The sequence below is a fragment of the Kribbella sp. NPDC055110 genome (assembly GCF_053607525.1).
Window position 1 is genome coordinate 104,020 of sequence record NZ_JBSGTS010000024.1, and the last position, 15,907, is coordinate 119,926.

Here is a 15,907-nt window from a genome sequence, read left to right on the forward strand (position 1 = left end):
CGATGCCGGACCCCGACCGCACCACCCCCGACCCGGATCCCTCCGACGGACCGAACTCGGGCGGCAGCGAGGTGCTGGAGTCCGGATCGGATCGGTCCGACGGACCGAACTCGGGCGGGGCTGAGGTGCTGGAGGCCCTCCCGGACCGACCCGCCAGCCCGAAGCCGGGCGAGTCGACCGGTCGCCTGTTCGTGTTCCATCCGCGGATCGTGGCGGGTATGGCGGGCGGGATGGGACTTTCTTTGATCGCCGTGTTCGGGGTGATCTGGTTCCGGTTGTCGCCGGAGGACAGGGCGTTGTTCGACTGGTTCCAGCGGCTCACCCTGCTGGCGTTCTTCGGGGCGATTCTCTGGATCCTGTACCGGATGACGACGCTGCGCGTCACGGCGTACGCGGACCGGCTGCGGATCCGGAACGTGTTCAAGTCGTACACGCTGCAGTGGTCGGAGGTCAGCGCGCTCCGGTTCCGGCCGGGCGACGCGTGGCTGCAGCTGTTCGATGCCGATGACAACCGGATCGGCATTCTCGCGGTCCAGGCCTCCGAGGGCGCGCGGGCGAGCCGCGCCGCGAAGCAGCTGGCAGCGGTCGCCCGCGAACACGGCGCCGGGCCCGCTAGACGGATACCTGAAAGCTAGTCGTGTGTGAGTCGCCGGGCTGGAGTACGACGAGGTCCTGACCGGTGCGGAACGCGTCCGGCGGGCAGGTCATCGGCTCGACCGCGAGCGCCGTACGCCCGACTGCTTCACCGGTGAACAGCTGCATCCACGGTGTGTCGCTCGTCAGCACGGACCGCGCGCCCGTGTCCGGATCGGTCAGCGACACCGACCAGTCGCCTTTCAGACCGGTGAACGCGTTGTCGATCGAGGTCGACCCGATCAGCCGAGCCTCGGTGAAGTCGTACGGCGATCCGTCGACCGGTGTCAGGCCCGTCGGAGCCATCCGATCCGCGGACACCTCGAGCCGCTGCGCTGCGGTGAACTCGAGGACGCACTCGTCGATCGGGCGGCCGACGGTGAGGTAGGGGTGCGCTCCATAGCCGTACGGCGCTGCGGTCCGGCCGATGTTGGTGGCTGTCGCGGTGACGGTGAGGCGGTCGGTGAGGTGGTAGTTCAGGCGCAGTTCGAGCTGGTGCGGGTACCCGGGCTGGCCGAACAGCTGGTGCCCGGCGACCACCGTCGACGGATCGGAACCGTTGTCGATGCGCTGCCAGTTCGCCCAGCGGGTGAGGCCGTGGATCGCGTTCTGGCGGGCCGGTTCGGTGAGGTACAGCTGCTGGTCGACGCCGTTGAACGTGTACTGCCCGTCCGTGATGCGGTTCGGCCACGGGAACAGGTGCTGCCCGAGTCCCGCATGCGCCGCCTCGTCCTCGCCGTACGCGAGCAGCACCGGGCGCCCGTCGTACGTGAGCTCGCGCAACCCGCCGCCGACACTCACCACCGTCCCCTCGTACCCGCCACCTTGGAGGACCCATTGCTCACCTGAAGGTAGAACGCTCATGTCCCTATCCTCACCGATGCGACGCTAACGACAGGAGGTAGTCCGCGGTGGAGGCACCTTTCGCGCGTGGAGCCGCCGGTGGCGGCCGGCTCGAGAGGACTACTTCCTGTCCTTAGCGCTGTCCATCGGGGGCGACCTCGTTCGTGGTGATGCTGTAGACACGCTGACAGGAGGTACGACGTGAAGTACATGCTGCTGATCAACGCCGGTGAGCTGGACCTGCAGGACACGCCTGTGGGGTGTGAGCCGGAGGACTGGATGCGGTTCGACAAGGAGATCACCGACGCGGGCGTGGTGGTGGCGTCCGAGTCGCTGGCCGACCTGGTCACCGCAACGCGGGTCGAGGTGGCGAACGACGGCAAGCGGACCGTGACCGACGGGCCGTTCGCGGAGACCCGGGAGGTACTCGGCGGGTTCTACGTGATCGACGTACCGGATCTGGACGTCGCGCTCGACTGGGCCGCGAGGTGCCCGGGATCGCGGGGCGGCGGCTCGGTGATCGTCCGCCCGGTCGCCGACTTCTGATGGAGCAGGTCGAGGCGGTTTTCCGGGAGGAGCGCGGCCGGTTGCTAGCAGCGCTAGCCCGGCGGTTCGGGGACCTCGATCTGGCCGAGGAGGTCACGTCGGAGGCGATCGAGGCGGCGCTCACGCGCTGGCCCGTCGACGGTGTACCGCCGAACCCGGGCGGCTGGTTGATGACCACCGCCCGGCGGAAGGCGGTCGATCGGCTCCGCCGGCACCAGGTGTACGCCGCCAAACTCGCGATCCTCCAGGTCGAGGCGGACCGCCCGACGCCGCATGCGATCGGGGACGAACTGCCCGACGAGCGGCTGCAACTGTTCTTCACCTGCGCCCACCCCGCTCTCGCCGCCGAGGATCGCGGCGCGCTGACGCTGCGGTGCCTCGCGGGACTGACCACGCCGGAGGTCGCGCGGGCGTTCCTGATCCCGACCGCGACGATGGCGAAACGGATCGTCCGCGCGAAGAAGAAGGTCCGGGAGGCGCGGATCCCGTTCCGCGTCCTCGGCCCGGACGAGTTGCCGGAGCGACTGCCCGGCGTACTGCAGGTGATCTATTCGGTCTTCACCGAGGGGTACGCCGCCAGCTCCGGGCCGTACCTGCAACGCCTGGACCTGGCCGAGGAAGCGATCCGCCTGGCCCGGATCCTGCACCGCCTGCTCCCCGACGCGCGCGAGGTCACCGGCCTGCTCGCGCTGATGCTGCTGATCCACGCCCGCCGCGACGCCCGCACCGGCCCGGGCGGCGAGATCGTGCTGCTCGAGGACCAGGACCGCAGCCGCTGGGACCACGAGATGATCGACGAGGGCCGCGACCTGGTCGTCACCGCACTCACCGGCGGGCCGCCCGGACCGTACGCCGTCCAGGCCGCGATCAACGCGGTCCACGACGAGGCCGCCGAGTTCGAGAGCACCGACTGGCCCCAGATCGTCCAGTTGTACGACGTACTTCTGGACCTCGACCCGTCGCCGGTGATCGCGCTCAACCGCGCGGCGGCGATCGCGCTCCGCGACGGGCCCGAGGCGGGGCTAGCACTGCTAGCGGAACTGGCCGGAGAGCCCCGGCTCCAGGACTACCACCCGTTCGCGCTGGCCCGCGCCGACCTCCTGCAGCGCCTCGGACGTTTGCCCGAGGCAATCACCGCCTACGAGCAGGCCCTCGCCCTGGCCGGCTCCGAACCCGAACGCGACCTGGTCCGCCGCCGTCTCGAGGGCATCTGACCGGGGCCCATTGTCAGTTAGTGGCGATTGCGGCACCGTTGGGCCGTATGGAGACCGTTTACGAAGCGGCGGGTGGGGCGGAAGGCATGCTGCGGCTGGCGGCCGAGTGGCACGAGCGGGTGATGGCGGACGAGGTCGTCAGCCACGCGTTCCACGACGGGGCGAAGCCGGATCACACCGAGCGGCTGGCGGCGTACTGGGGTCAGGCCCTGGGCGGACCGCCGACGTACACCACGACGTACGGCGATGAGGCGTCGGTGCAGCGCCGGCACGCCGGGAACGGCGAGCACGACGAGATGAACCACCGCGCGATCGCCTGCTTCGACGAGGCGGTGATCGCGGCCGGGATCGACGAACGGGTCCGCCCGGTGCTGCACGACTACTTCGCCTGGGCGACGTTCAACACGATGTACCGGCATCGGTCCGAGGACATCGACGACGGGCAGGCTGTCGTGCAGTGGTCGTGGGACGGGCTTCAGGACGCGGCTGAGTCGTGAGGCGGTAGTGCCACCGACTTCGTGACGAGTTCGAGTGCTGGGTCGAAGGGGGTCGACGGGTCGCCGTCGACGATCACGTGGGCGCGGGAGCGGGTGGCCTGTTCCGCGAAGTGGTCGCGTTCCCAGCGCATCCACTCCAGCCAGTGGTCGCGGAGGGCCTCGCCGTCGCGTTCGATGCCGCGGTCCAGGCGGACTTCGTTCGACGTCTCGACCCAGAGCCGCAACGACTGCCAGTGCGCGGCGTCCCGGTCGCAGGCGGTGACACCTTCGACGATCAGCAGGTCCACGGTGTTCGGTACGACGTGCAGCTCGGCGTACGCGCGCTGGTACCAGTCGTACCGGCGGTACCGTCCTTCGCGGCCGTCGGCCAGCCGTTGCAGGACGTGGTCGCGGAGCAGCGCGAAGCCACGCTCGGCTCCGGCCCAGCCGTCGTACAGGTCGTCCATGTGGATGACGTAGGTGTTCAGGTCGCGGGCAATGGCCCGGGCCTCGAGAGCGGCGGCGACGGTGGTCTTGCCGGATCCGGCGGGGCCGTCGATACCGATCAGTCTGGTCCGGCCGAGGCGCGGCGCACCGGCCTGGACGTTGTCCAGCAGCGAGTCGATGGTCAGGGGGTTCGGGCCTTGGTCAAGGGCCTTGTCAGTTGATTCCATGGCGCTTCAGGATGTCCTCGATCTCGTCGAACTCCGACGATTCCTGCTGCTTCGCCTTCCCCTTTGACGGCTTGGCAGCTTTGGCGGGAGCGGCCGAGGCAGGTGCGGGACCCGTCGCGGTGAGCTCACCCGCGGGCGAGGCGGGTTTCTTTTCCTTCGGTGCCTTCGGACTGCGGCCGCGGGCGACGCCGGAAACGACGTACAGCACGACCGAGACGCCGAATAGCGCGACTCCGGCCCACACGGTCGGCGAGAAGATCAGGTGCGTGACCCAGCTCACGGAGGAGCGGACCACGTCCCAGACCAGTTCCAGCAGACCGGTCAGGTACAGCGAGACCGGCAGCAGGGACCAGGCCACACCGCGGGTGCCGGCCGCGATCCCGCGGCGTCGCCAGGCGAACCACGAGCCGATCAGACCGAGCAGCGTGAGGCCTACGCAGAACGGCAGCAGCGTCAAGTCGTTGAAGTCAGGCACATACCCAGGCTCGCACAGTTGGCCCACGATCCAAGAGGGGAACAGCCCTGACGCACCCCTGAAACCCCGAGGGCGGACCCCCGCCACTCACCAACCGTGCTCCCACCCGGTTGCTGCGCCTGCGGCAGGCGTGACGGCTGCCGATCTGGGGCGGTTGATGAGTGGGGGCGGTCCGGGGGAGAGAATGCGATGGTGCAACCACAGCGGCGACTTGCCTTCACCGGTTTCGACAACGACGACGGGTCGGCGGACCCGGCGCTGGCCGCGGCGCTCACCGACGGCGACGGGGGAGCGGTGCTCGCGGCGCTGATCAAGGCACGGTTGCTGGTGCCGGTGGTCGCGATGCTCGGCGAGGTGGAGTACGACGACAACGGGCTGGCGCACGACAAGACGTCGGACATGGCCGTCGCGCTGCTCCAGGGACAGGACGGGCGGAATGCGCTGCTCGCGTTCACGGGCACCGAGAGCCTGACCCGCTGGAGCCCGGACGCCCGCCCGATGCCGGCCCAGGCGCAGCTCGTCGCCACCGCAGCGATCCAGGAAGGCGCCGCCGCGATCGTGCTGGACATCGCCGGCCCGGCCGCGAGCGTGATCGAGACCGACGACGTACATCGATTGGCCGCCGGCCTCCAGGTGGTGCGCCTGGAAGACGGCGGCTACGCGTGGATCGAACCGGCCGGCTCAGACCCCTCCAGCAGCTGAGCCGGCCGGCACGCCTCCTTTCCGGAAAGAATTCGTCGCCAGGTGACGATTTCTTTCCGGAAAGCTCAGCCGACGGGCGAGCTGAGCGCGTCCATCGGCTTGGACCGCATCGCGATCCGGCCGGTGATCGCGGTCGTCGGCAGGACCAGGAGCAGGACGACGGCCACCCAGATCAGCAGGACCCAGACCGGGCCGGACGGGATCGGCCAGCCGCGGGTCGCCAGCGCGATCGGGAACACGGTGAACGCCGCGGTGACCAGCCCGGCGACCAGTCCGAGCGCCGCGATCAGCAGGCCCTCCAGACGGAGCATCCGGGAGACTTCGCGCCGCGTCGACCCGGTCAGTCGTTGCAGCCCGAACTCGCGCCGTCGGTCCAGCACCGCGACGGCGATCGTGTTGATCGACGCGATGGCCGTGTACGCGACTGCGATGGCGGCCAGCAGGTAGCCGATCCACGCGTCCACGCCGAGCCCGGTGTCCAATCCTTCGCTGAGCAGTTCGCGGCCACCGATCGTCGTACCCGGCCACCTCGACAGGTCCGGGTGCAGCTTGTTGCTGGTCTTCAGCAGTAGCTGGCTCGGCAGGCCGCTGGTGGTGTGGGCGGCGAGCAGTTGCGCGGGCAGCAGGAGAGACTCGTACCCGGACGGTCCCTCGGCGAGGGCGACCACCTTGACCTTGACCAGGGCGTCGTCGCCGAGACGCAGGCCGATCTCCGAGCCGACGCCGACCTTGAGCTTCTTCGCCGTACCCGGCGGGAGCGCCACGGTGTCACCGGTCAGGTCGTCCAGCGAACCCTGCTTCACCTTGCCCGTGTACACCGGCCCGCTCAGGCCGAGCAGCGGCCAGGCGTCGCTGGTGTGCGACTTGTCGTACGGCTCCTCGATCCAGCCCTTGCTGCGGACTAGTTCCGACACCGCGGTGACACCGGGCATCGACCTGGCCGAGTCGGTCAGCGACGCCGGGATGCCGCCCGAGGTGGACGTGATCACCACGTCGCCGGACAAGTTCTTGGTGAACGCGTCGACGGCGGCCCGCTGCTGGGTGGTCTGCGAGTAGATGTTGCCGATGGCAATCGCCGTGGCGATGGTGATCGGGACCAGGATCGCGCCGAACTGCACCGCGCGGACCCGCAGGTTGATCACCGCGAGCGTTCCGCTGGTTCCGCGCTTCTCGACCAGCCGCGTGATGCGGGGGATCAGCGCCCGCTGGATCACCAGCGGCGCGAGGACCGCGACCGCGATCGACCCGGTCAGCCCGGCCGGCCCGCCGATCGCCGCAGCGTTGGCCGGACCCATGAACGGCGTGGACAACGCGATCGCCACGGTCGCGCCCGCGAAGACGAGACCGATGACGATCCGCACCCGACCCAGTGCCACGTTCGGTACGGCGGCCTCGGCCAGCGCCTGGATCGGGCGGATCCGGGCGGCCCGTCCCGCGGCGATACCGACGGTCACCCGCAGTACGGCGTACGTGAGGACGGTGGCGCCCGCGAACGGGAGCGGGCCCTGGTCGAACCGCAGCTGTGACGGCACGATCCCGCCGTCGGCCAGCATCCCGAAGATCCAGGTACCGGCGATCCGGCCGCACAGCAGCCCGAGTACGAGCCCGATGACACCGACCACCATCGTCTCGGCGATCACCATCTTGCCGACCTGCTGCGGGGTCGCGCCGCTGGCCCGGAGCAGCGCCAGTTCGCGGCGGCGCTGGCGCACCGACAGCCCGATCGTGGCCGAGACCACGAGCGCCATCACCACGGCCACCATCCCACCGAAGACGCCGGACATGATGATCAGCGGCAGACCGGTCGCGATCCCGGAGAACTCCGCGACACCGCGCTCGTCCCCCGTGTACGCCTTCACACCCGTCGGCAGGTCGAGCCGCTTCGCGAGGTCCCGTACCGACGTACCGTCCGCGGGAAACACCCCGATCGCATCCACACCCGCCGGGATGTCCGCGTCGGCGAAGAAGACGGACGGTACGTCGACCTCGTGCTGAGCGACCGCGATGCCCGCGAGGGTGTAGGTCCGGGGCGTCCCGCTGACTGTGATCGTCACGTGGTCGCCCGGCTTCGCGGCGCCGGCCAGCCGCTCATCCAGCACAACCTGCCCGCTGCGCGGCGCTCGCCCGGAATTCAGCTGGTACGGCGTGAGCGCAGCGGAACTCCACCCGTGCCCGGCAAGCACCCCGCCACTCCCTTCGGAGGAGTTGCCTGCGACTGCTGCGGGGAATGACCTGTCGGCGATTGCCTCTGCGACTCCCGGCGTGCTCGTGAGTTTGGCGAGCAAGCTGGCGTCTACTCGGTGGCGTTCCGGGAAGGCGGCGGAGCCACTGCCGTTCGGTGGGTGGTACGCCGGGTCGCCGGTGACCACGATCGGGGCCGCGGAGAGTCGTTGGGGCGGGGCGTTCAGGCGCAGACCGGTCTCGAGCAGACCGCCGGCGGCGCTGAGCAGCGCCCCGCCGAGCAGGACCGCGACGAAGATCGCGAGGAAGGCAGCGGTCCGGTACCGCAGGGTGGTGGCGGCGAGGCGGAACATGAGTCAGAGCTCCGTGGGTGAGAGGCGGCCGGCGCTCAGCTGGGCAAGCTCCGCGGCTACGGCCTCGGCGGTGGGGTGGACGGCCTCGGACACGATCCGGCCGTCGACGAGGTAGACGACCCGATCGGCGTACGACGCCGCGACCGGGTCGTGGGTGACCATCACGATCGTTTGACCGAGCTGGCGGGACTGGTCACGGAGCAGCGTGAGGACCTCGAGTGCGGTGGTGGTGTCGAGCGCACCGGTCGGCTCGTCGGCGAACGTGATCGCGGTCCGGCCGGCGAGGGCCCGGGCGATCGCCACGCGTTGCTGCTGACCGCCGGACAACTCGCTCGGCCGGTGCTTGACGCGTTCGCCGAGACCGACCCGCTGGATGACCTCGGTCACCCAGGCGTCGTCCGGCTGCTTGCCGGCCAGCGTCATCGGGAGTACGACGTTCTGCCGCACCGTCAGCGCCGGCATCAGGTTGAAGGACTGGAAGACGAACGCGACGTGCTCGCGGCGCAGCTCGGTCAGCGACGTCTCGTCGAGGCCGCGCAGCGACCGGCCAGCCAGTTGGACGTCACCGGTCGTTGGCGTGTCCAGGCCGGCCGCGCAGTGCAGCAGCGTGCTCTTGCCGGAGCCGGACGGGCCCATCACCGCGGTGAAGCTGCCGGCGACGAAGTCGTAGGTCACGCCGGCCAGCGCGTCGACCGCGCCGGGACCGGTGCCGTAGACCTTGCGGACGTCATCCAGTTGCACGGGGGCGCTCACGGTGCGACCAGTACGTCGGTCTTGCGGTGGTACGACTCGTTGGTCCACCACAGGATCGCCACGATCGCACCGAGGCCGAGGTCAGACCAGAGCCACCACGGGCCGTCGAAGTGACCGAAGACCGCGAGCGCCAGCCAGACCACGAACTGGACCACACAGGCGACCAGCCAGACACCGGTGAAGGCCTGGAGCGCCACGGTCAGCCCGCGGGGCGGGGCCGCGTTCGCGACACCCGACAGGATGCCGCGCAGTTCGCCACGGGTCCGGGCGCCGAGGACCTCATCCTGGCGGTCGCTGGCCTGTGATGGGGTCAGCGCTGCCTGTCGTACGGCGCTTTCGAGCTTGGCGACTGCGGCGCGGCGATCGGCGTCGGTGAGCTGCACCTGATCGGGGGTCAAGAGGGGTTCGAGGATCGTGTACATGAGAGGGGTCCTTGTCCTGAGGTGGGGTCCGATGTGAAACAGCGTATGGGTTGAACAGTTTCAGATCCCGGTGCTCAGGCCCCGTTTCCGAGGTGGACCTAGCTCCCCTGTCCGGCGCGGGCCGGCGTACGTCAGGATGGGAGGTATGACCGAGGACCGCGGAGACCTGCCGCCGGGGCTCGCCCTCGCGTGGGGTGTGCTGCCGGTGCAGCGGCGCGGGCCGAAACCGGCGCTGTCGGTCGAGCAGATCGTCGCCACCGGCATCGAGTTCGGCGACCGGTACGGGTTCGAGGCGATCTCGCTGCAGCGGATCGCGGCGCAGCTCGGCGTCACAACGAACGCGATGTACCGCTACGTCCGGTCCAAGGAGGAGCTGATCGTCCTGGTCCACGAGAAGGCGGTCGGGCTGCCGCCGGAGCTACCGTCCGGCTGGCGCGCGGCGGCGATCGCCTGGGTGGATGCGCAGGTCGAGATGTACGCGGACCGCCCGTGGCTGATCGACGTACCGATCCGTGGCGCGCCCGTCACGCCGAACCTGCTGCGCTGGGTCGAGGTGATGCTAGCGGCGCTAGCGGAGACCGGGCTGAGTCAGCACGACAATCTCGGGTGCCTGATGCTGCTGGACGGGTACGCGCGGAACTACGCGGGCCTCGCGCGTCAGCTCGGGGCGAGCGATCGGACGCCGGTGCAGGCGGAGCAGGTCGGTCAGTTCCTCGTCCCGCGACTGATGGAGGGCGGGTATCCGACGCTGGTGTCGCTCTACCTCAACCAGGAGTACGAGGACGAACTCGACGACGACCTCGAGTTCGGCCTCGACCGCATCCTCGACGGCATCGACGTACTGATCTCCAAGAAGTCCTAGGGCAGGGCGATCCGCACGGGTCCGTTGCTGCGGGCATCGACCCACTGCAGGTGGAATTCGCTGCCGGGGGCAACTTCCGCGCGACGTGCCGGCTCGGTGCGGAGGTTGACCGGCGCGGTCAGCGTGGTGGCGGGCGGTTGCGCCGGTACGCCGTTCGCGCGGACCGTCGCGATCACCTCCGCCAGCGCCTGCGCGGACGGTTTGCGCCGGTGGTCGACCGTGAACAGGCCGAGGTCGTACTCGCGGTCCGGGAAGTCGAGCAGCCGCCGCTCGATGTCGTGCGAGGACCACCACGTCACGCCGTACAGCGCGGGGTTCGGCAGGACGGACTCGACGGTCCGCCGGGTGAACTCGGCCTGCAGATCGACGGGGATATCAGGCCCCGGTACGCCGATCTCCTGCAGCCAGACGGGCCGGTCGTGCTCGAGGGCCGTGGCCTTGGCGAGCTCGATCAGGTAGTCGGCGTGGGTGAGGGTGGCCGGACCCAGGGGACCGTCCACTCGTGAGACCCCGTTGAAAACCCACGAGTGGACAGTGGTCAGGTCACCCAGGTCCACCGCGTCGACGGGGTGGAACGGATGGTCGCCCTTGTACCAGGCGTCGTCGAAGACCGAGTGCAGCGCGAGTACGTCGGGCGCCGCCTTCTTCACCGTCGTCAGCAGTTCCTGCGCCCACGCGGTCGAGGTCTCGGGCGTGGTGGAGCTGTCCGGCCAGAGGTTGTTGACCTCGTTTCCGAGCGTGATGGCGAAAACGTTCGGCTTCGTCGCGACCGCGCGCGCCACAGCATCGACGTACGCCGTGAGACCGTCGCGGACCGTGCTGTCCTCGAACAGGCTGCTCCTATGCCAGGTCAGCACCCACGACGGGAGGAAGTCGAAGCTGGACAGGTGCCCCTGGATCAGGTCGACCGCGACGGTCAGGCCGTGCTCCGCGGCGGCGTCGATCGTGTCGAGCAGGTCGGCGATCGCCTGCTCGCGGATGATCGCCCGGTTCGGCTGGATCCACGGCCAGACCGGGAAGACCCGGACGTGGTCCAGACCCATCCCGGCCAGATCCGCGAAGTCCCGCCGTACCGCGTCGCGGTCGTAGTCCAGCCAGCTGTAGAACCATCCCGCCGAGGGAACGTAGTTCGCACCGAACCGGGGCGTGACGGTCTCCAAAGCCATGCCGAGGATGCTAAATCGGTTTAGGCCACAAGAGCAACTGCGCCTCGCTCAAGCTGGTGGAGCAGTGGACTCGCGGACCGTGAGGACCGGGTCGGCGGTGCGGCGGTTGATGACGACGCTGGGATCGGCGATGGTTTCGAGCAGGACCTCGGCGGCCTGGCGGCCGAAGTCGAAGGTGTCGCGGGACAGCGCGGTCAGCGCGGGGTGCATGAGCTGGGTGAGGATCGAGTCGTCGAACGCGACGATCGACAGGTCGCCCGGCACCGAGACGCCCATCTCCATCGCGACCCCGAGGCCTGCGACCGCCATCACGTCGCTGTCGTAGACGATCGCGGTCGGGCGCACGGACTGCGACAGCAGCTTGCGGGTGATCGCGGCGCCCTCCGCGTCGCTGAAGTCCGTGGTCAGCGACGGGGCGTCGAGCAGCGCGAGCCGGGGCGCGGCGTCGCGGAGGGCCCGGATCCGGCGCTGCGTGTGCTGGAAGTTCGGCGTACCGGCGACGTGGGCGATCCGGCGATGGCCGAGCGCGGCCAGGTACTCGACGATCGAGAGCATCGCGTCGCGGTCGTCGGCCCAGACCGAGGCGAGTGCGCCCTTGCCGCCGCGGCCGCCGATCACCACGGCCGGCAGTTCGAGCGTCCTGAGCTCGTCGACACGTGGGTCCTTCACGGTCAGGTCGACCAGGATCACGCCGTCGACCCGGTGCTCCGACGCCCACCGCCGGTACACCTCGATCTCGGCCGCGGTGTCCTCGACGATCAGCAGTTGCAGCGAGATCGACTCCGCGGACAGCCCCGACTGCACGCCGGACAGCAGGTGCGCGAAGAACGGCTCGACCCCGAGCGTCCGCGCCGGGCGGGCGATCACCATCCCGACCGAGTCGACCCGTGACGCACCGAGCGCGCGCGCCGCGCTGTGCGGCCGCCAGCTCATCTGCTCGGCGATCTTCAGGATCCGCTCCCGGGTCGCGTCGCTGACCCCCGGCCGCCCGTTCAGCGCGAACGACACCGCGCCCTTGGACACCCCGGCCCTGGTCGCGATGTCCGCGATCGTCGGTCTTGCCATCGTCGTACCACCTTCCACCCTTGACAGCGGATTCTACGATGTGAATAGTTCGGGAGCTATACCGGTTTATCAATTCCAGGAGATCCCATGCGTAGACGCCGTCCGGCGCTCGTGGCAAGTCTTGCCGCCGCCGCCCTCACCCTCGCAGGTTGCGGCCTCGGTTCCGAGGACTCCGGCGGCAGCGGCGGGGCCAAGCCGACCGTCGACGCGAACGCCCAGGTGACCGGTGAGGTCAGCTTCCAGACCTGGGCGCTGAAGCCCAAGTTCACGTCGTACGTCGAAGGCGTGATCAAGGCGTTCGAGGCGAAGTACCCGGGCACGCACGTCACCTGGCTCGACCAGCCCGGCGACGGTTACGACAAGAAGGTGCTGAGCCAGGCGTCGGCCGGCTCGCTGCCGGACGTGACGAACCTGCCGCCCGACTTCGCCCTCAGCCTGGCCAAGCAGAACATGCTGCTCGACGTCGCCGCCGCGGACCCGAAGCTGAACGAGGAGTACGTCGAGGGCGGCGTGCAGGCGTACCAGTACCAGGGCCTGGACGGCACGTTCGGCTACCCGTGGTACCTGAACACCGACATCGACTACTGGAACGCGACCAAGTTCGCCGCGGCCGGCCTCGACGTGAAGAACCCGCCGAAGACCTTCGACGAGCTGCTCGCGGCCGCGAAGACCATGCACGACAAGACCGGCGGCAAGGAATACCTGATGAGCCGACTGCCGGGCATCGGTGACTTCACCAATGCCGGGGTCAAGATCATCTCCGACGACGGCAAGAAGTTCACTTTCAACACCCCCGAGGCCGCGGCGCTGCTGGACAAGTACCGCGACGCCTACAAGGCCGGCTACATGCCGCGCGACATCCTGACCAACGAGTACCTGGGCAACTCCAAGCTCTTCACCCAGGGCAAGGTCGCCTGGACCACCGGCGGCGGCAACGCGATCCAGGACTTCCAGAAGGACAACCCGTCGCTGAAGGGCAAGGTCGTCCCGTCGCCCGCGCTGGACACCCCGGCGCTGTACGTGCAGGGGCTGTCGGTCTCGGCGAAGACCAAGAACCAGGCCGCGGCGATCGCCCTCGCCCGGTTCGTCACCAACGCCGAGAACCAGGCCGCGTTCGCGAAGATCGTGAACATCTTCCCGTCCACCAAGGCCTCCGCGTCCGACCCGTACTTCTCGAAGTCCGACGGTACGCCGGAGAGCGACGCCAAGGTGCTCGCCTTCCAGTCGCTGGCCAAGGCGAAGGTGCTGGCGCCGCCGATCATCAGTGGCGCGACCAACGACTTCATCGGGCAGCAGATCTCGCTCGCGATCTCCGGCAAGATCTCGTCCCAGGCAGCCCTCGACGCCGCGGTGGCCAAGGCCAACCAGCTCCTCACGCAGTAATGCGGTACAACCGTTGGTTCACCCCGTGGGTGCTGGTGATACCGGCACTCACGTGGTTGCTGGTCTTCAACCTGTGGCCGTCGGTCAACACCGTCATCCTGTCGTTCACGAACGCCAAACCGATCGGCGGCGGCCACTTCGTCGGGCTGAAGAACTTCGAGACCCTGCTGCACGACGAGCAGTTGCGGTGGGCGCTGCTGAACAGCGTCATCTACATGGTGGTCTGCCTGCCGTTCCTGACCGTCCTGCCGCTGCTGCTCGCCGTACTGGTGGAGAAGAAGCTGCCCGGGATCACGTTCTTCCGGACCGCGTTCTACACCCCGGTGGTGGCGTCCGCGGTCGTGGTGGCGCTGATCTGGCAGTGGATCCTGGACGACCGCGGCCTGGTCAACGGACTGGCCGAGAAGCTCGGGGTCATCTCCGGGCCGCTGCCGTTCCTGTCCGACCAGTGGCTGTTGTTGCTCAGCGCAATCAGTCTGACGATCTGGAAGGGGCTCGGGTACTACATGATCATCTACCTGGCCGCCCTCGGGAACGTCGGGCGTGAGCTGCACGAGGCGGCCGCGGTCGACGGCGCGGGGCCGCTGCGGCGGTTCGTGCACGTGACGATTCCCGGCGTACGGGGAACGATGATCCTGATCTCGATCCTGATCTCGGTGTCGGCGCTGCGGGTGTTCTCCGAACTGTTCATCCTCAGCGGTGGCAAGGGCGGTCCGGGCGGCCGGGACAACTCGGTCGTGATGCTCATCCAGCAGTACAGCCAGGGCTTCGAGGGCAACCTCGGGTACGCGTCCGCGTTGTCGATCGTGCTGTTCTTCGTCACCGTCGTACCGATGTTGGTACTCGCCCGTCTCAACCGCCGGGGGGCCGAAGCATGACGACTGTGACCGATCCGCCGCGGCAGGCCGTGGCTACCGAAGCGCCGGTACGACGGCGTCGATCGTCCGGGTTCAACTCGGTGTCGCCGCGGGAGAAGGTCGCGCGGTACGTGCTGCTGGTGTTCGTGCTGCTGATCACGATCGGGCCGTTCCTCTGGCAGCTGTCGACGTCGCTGAAGGGATCCGGGGAGGACATTTACACCCGGATCCCGCGGCTGCTGCCGTCGCAACCGACGTTCGACCACTACAAGGAGGTCACCGACACCATCCCGGTCTGGGACTACGCCCGGAACTCGCTCGTGGTCGCCTTCCTGGTTGTCGGCGGCAACGTCATCGGCGCGTCGCTGGCCGGGTTCGCGCTGTCCCGGCTGCAGTTCCGCGGCCGCAAGATCGTCCTCGGCCTGTTCCTGGCGACCCTCGTGCTGCCGGGTGAGGTCACGATCATTTCGCAGTACGTCACGGTCCGGGAGTTCGGGCTGGCGAACACGCTCTTCGGCGTCGCACTGCCCGGGATGATCGGCGCGCTCAACGTACTGCTGATGTACAACGCGTTCCGGTCCTTGCCCGTCGAAGTCGATCAGGCCGCGGTCGTGGACGGGGCGAACGCGTGGCAACGATTCCTGTACATCGGCCTGCCGTCGGTGCGCGGGACGATCAGTGTGGTCGCGATCTTCGCGTTCATCGGCGCCTGGGACGACTTCCTCTGGCCGCTGATCGTGCTGACCGATCCGAACAAGTACACGCTGACCGTCGGCCTGCAATACCTGTCCGGCACGTTCAGCAACAACCCGCGACTGATCGCGGCCGGCACGATGATCGCGTTCATCCCGATCGTGATCGTCTTCGCCACCCTGCAACGCTTCTTCTTCAAGGGCGTCGAGGAAGGCGCCGTCAAGGGATAAACGGCGCTTCAGCCAGCTGCGTGGGCGTCTCCAGTCCCCACCGCACCACACCACCGCTCCCTCGCACCACACCACCGCTGGCCCGCACCGCTCGCTCGCACCACACCACCGCTCGCACCACACCACCGCTCGCACCGCACCACCGCACGCACCGCACCACCGCACCGCCCGGTCCGTCTCGCCGGCCGGCCCTGGCCGGGCGCGACGGGCCCCTCGCACACGAGGGGATATCCGTCGGTGTTGTGGGTTCTCTGTTGGTACTAGAGGGGAGAACCCACAACGCCAGGGGATATCCGGCTCTTCTGACTGATCCGTGGGTCAGTTTCGGCCGGGGAGGGGTGGGCGGTAGCCGCCGAGGGTGAGCATGGCCAGGGCGATG

The 15,907-nt window shown here is 69.0% G+C and carries 17 protein-coding genes; 9 read left to right on the top strand and 8 right to left on the bottom strand.

Annotated elements, in window-relative coordinates; genetic code table 11:
• Positions 1-2: 2 nt before the first annotated feature.
• Positions 3-635 (top strand): PH domain-containing protein, encoded by a 633-nt coding sequence (locus ACWF0M_RS29885; RefSeq protein WP_452239054.1) that lies wholly within the window; start codon positions 3-5, stop codon positions 633-635.
• Here the strand turns inward: ACWF0M_RS29885 and ACWF0M_RS29890 are convergent.
• Complete coding sequence (locus ACWF0M_RS29890) at positions 613-1,497, bottom strand: aldose 1-epimerase family protein (protein WP_452239055.1); 885 nt, start codon at positions 1,495-1,497, stop codon at positions 613-615. The genes ACWF0M_RS29885 and ACWF0M_RS29890 overlap by 23 nt on opposite strands.
• 189 nt (positions 1,498-1,686) lie before the next feature.
• Between ACWF0M_RS29890 and ACWF0M_RS29895 the strand changes: the two genes are divergently transcribed.
• Genes ACWF0M_RS29895 through ACWF0M_RS29905 form a run of 3 tightly spaced genes read left to right on the top strand, consistent with a single transcriptional unit; the run spans position 1,687 to position 3,733 of the window.
• Complete coding sequence (locus ACWF0M_RS29895) at positions 1,687-2,022, top strand: YciI family protein (RefSeq protein WP_241998420.1); 336 nt, start codon at positions 1,687-1,689, stop codon at positions 2,020-2,022.
• Positions 2,022-3,236 carry an RNA polymerase sigma factor gene (locus tag ACWF0M_RS29900; protein ID WP_452239056.1) on the top strand — a complete coding sequence of 405 codons (1,215 nt, stop codon included), beginning with the start codon at positions 2,022-2,024 and terminating at the stop codon, positions 3,234-3,236. The genes ACWF0M_RS29895 and ACWF0M_RS29900 overlap by 1 nt, the downstream gene beginning before the upstream one ends.
• 47 nt (positions 3,237-3,283) lie before the next feature.
• Positions 3,284-3,733, top strand: coding sequence for a globin domain-containing protein (locus tag ACWF0M_RS29905; RefSeq protein WP_452239057.1), 450 nt, complete (start codon positions 3,284-3,286; stop codon positions 3,731-3,733).
• On the opposite strand, the gene ACWF0M_RS29910 is transcribed toward ACWF0M_RS29905, so the two are convergent.
• Positions 3,712-4,386 carry a uridine kinase family protein gene (locus ACWF0M_RS29910; protein WP_452239058.1) on the bottom strand — a complete coding sequence of 225 codons (675 nt, stop codon included), beginning with the start codon at positions 4,384-4,386 and terminating at the stop codon, positions 3,712-3,714. The genes ACWF0M_RS29905 and ACWF0M_RS29910 overlap by 22 nt on opposite strands.
• Positions 4,373-4,861 (bottom strand): hypothetical protein, encoded by a 489-nt coding sequence (locus tag ACWF0M_RS29915; RefSeq protein ID WP_452239059.1) that lies wholly within the window; start codon positions 4,859-4,861, stop codon positions 4,373-4,375. Before ACWF0M_RS29915 ends, ACWF0M_RS29910 begins: the two co-directional genes overlap by 14 nt.
• Positions 4,862-5,050: 189 nt before the next feature.
• Between ACWF0M_RS29915 and ACWF0M_RS29920 the strand changes: the two genes are divergently transcribed.
• On the top strand, positions 5,051-5,563 hold the full coding sequence (locus ACWF0M_RS29920) for an SseB family protein (RefSeq protein WP_452239060.1): 513 nt from the start codon (positions 5,051-5,053) through the stop codon (positions 5,561-5,563).
• Between the two features lie 65 nt (positions 5,564-5,628).
• Here the strand turns inward: ACWF0M_RS29920 and ACWF0M_RS29925 are convergent, their stop codons facing one another.
• From ACWF0M_RS29925 to ACWF0M_RS29935, 3 genes are read right to left on the bottom strand one after another with little or no spacing between them, the layout of a single operon-like run.
• Positions 5,629-8,097, bottom strand: a complete 2,469-nt coding sequence (locus ACWF0M_RS29925) for an ABC transporter permease (protein WP_452239061.1) — start codon at positions 8,095-8,097, stop codon at positions 5,629-5,631.
• A 3-nt stretch (positions 8,098-8,100) separates the two neighbouring features.
• A complete protein-coding gene (locus ACWF0M_RS29930; RefSeq protein ID WP_452239062.1) occupies positions 8,101-8,850 on the bottom strand; it encodes an ABC transporter ATP-binding protein in 750 nt (249 codons plus the stop codon).
• Positions 8,847-9,272, bottom strand: coding sequence for a DUF1707 SHOCT-like domain-containing protein (locus ACWF0M_RS29935; protein ID WP_452239063.1), 426 nt, complete (start codon positions 9,270-9,272; stop codon positions 8,847-8,849). Before ACWF0M_RS29935 ends, ACWF0M_RS29930 begins: the two co-directional genes overlap by 4 nt.
• A gap of 145 nt (positions 9,273-9,417) precedes the next feature.
• On the opposite strand from ACWF0M_RS29935, the gene ACWF0M_RS29940 reads away from it, so the two are divergent.
• Positions 9,418-10,134, top strand: coding sequence for a TetR/AcrR family transcriptional regulator (locus ACWF0M_RS29940; protein WP_452239064.1), 717 nt, complete (start codon positions 9,418-9,420; stop codon positions 10,132-10,134).
• On the opposite strand, the gene ACWF0M_RS29945 is transcribed toward ACWF0M_RS29940, so the two are convergent.
• A complete protein-coding gene (locus tag ACWF0M_RS29945; RefSeq protein ID WP_452239065.1) occupies positions 10,131-11,300 on the bottom strand; it encodes a glycoside hydrolase 5 family protein in 1,170 nt (389 codons plus the stop codon). The two genes, ACWF0M_RS29940 and ACWF0M_RS29945, sit on opposite strands and share 4 nt — an antisense overlap.
• Before the next feature lie 48 nt (positions 11,301-11,348).
• On the bottom strand, positions 11,349-12,365 hold the full coding sequence (locus ACWF0M_RS29950; RefSeq protein ID WP_452239066.1) for a LacI family DNA-binding transcriptional regulator: 1,017 nt from the start codon (positions 12,363-12,365) through the stop codon (positions 11,349-11,351).
• An 87-nt stretch (positions 12,366-12,452) separates the two neighbouring features.
• Here ACWF0M_RS29950 and ACWF0M_RS29955 point away from each other — a divergent pair, with 87 nt between their 5' ends.
• From ACWF0M_RS29955 to ACWF0M_RS29965, 3 genes are read left to right on the top strand one after another with little or no spacing between them, the layout of a single operon-like run.
• A complete protein-coding gene (locus tag ACWF0M_RS29955) occupies positions 12,453-13,748 on the top strand; it encodes an ABC transporter substrate-binding protein (RefSeq protein ID WP_452239067.1) in 1,296 nt (431 codons plus the stop codon).
• The gene (locus ACWF0M_RS29960) at positions 13,748-14,626 is read left to right on the top strand and encodes a carbohydrate ABC transporter permease (RefSeq protein ID WP_452239068.1); all 879 of its coding nucleotides are present in this window, start codon (positions 13,748-13,750) and stop codon (positions 14,624-14,626) included. The genes ACWF0M_RS29955 and ACWF0M_RS29960 overlap by 1 nt, the downstream gene beginning before the upstream one ends.
• Entirely contained in the window at positions 14,623-15,528 is a 906-nt protein-coding gene (locus tag ACWF0M_RS29965) for a carbohydrate ABC transporter permease (protein WP_452239069.1), read from the top strand. The genes ACWF0M_RS29960 and ACWF0M_RS29965 overlap by 4 nt, the downstream gene beginning before the upstream one ends.
• Positions 15,529-15,907: the final 379 nt, after the last annotated feature.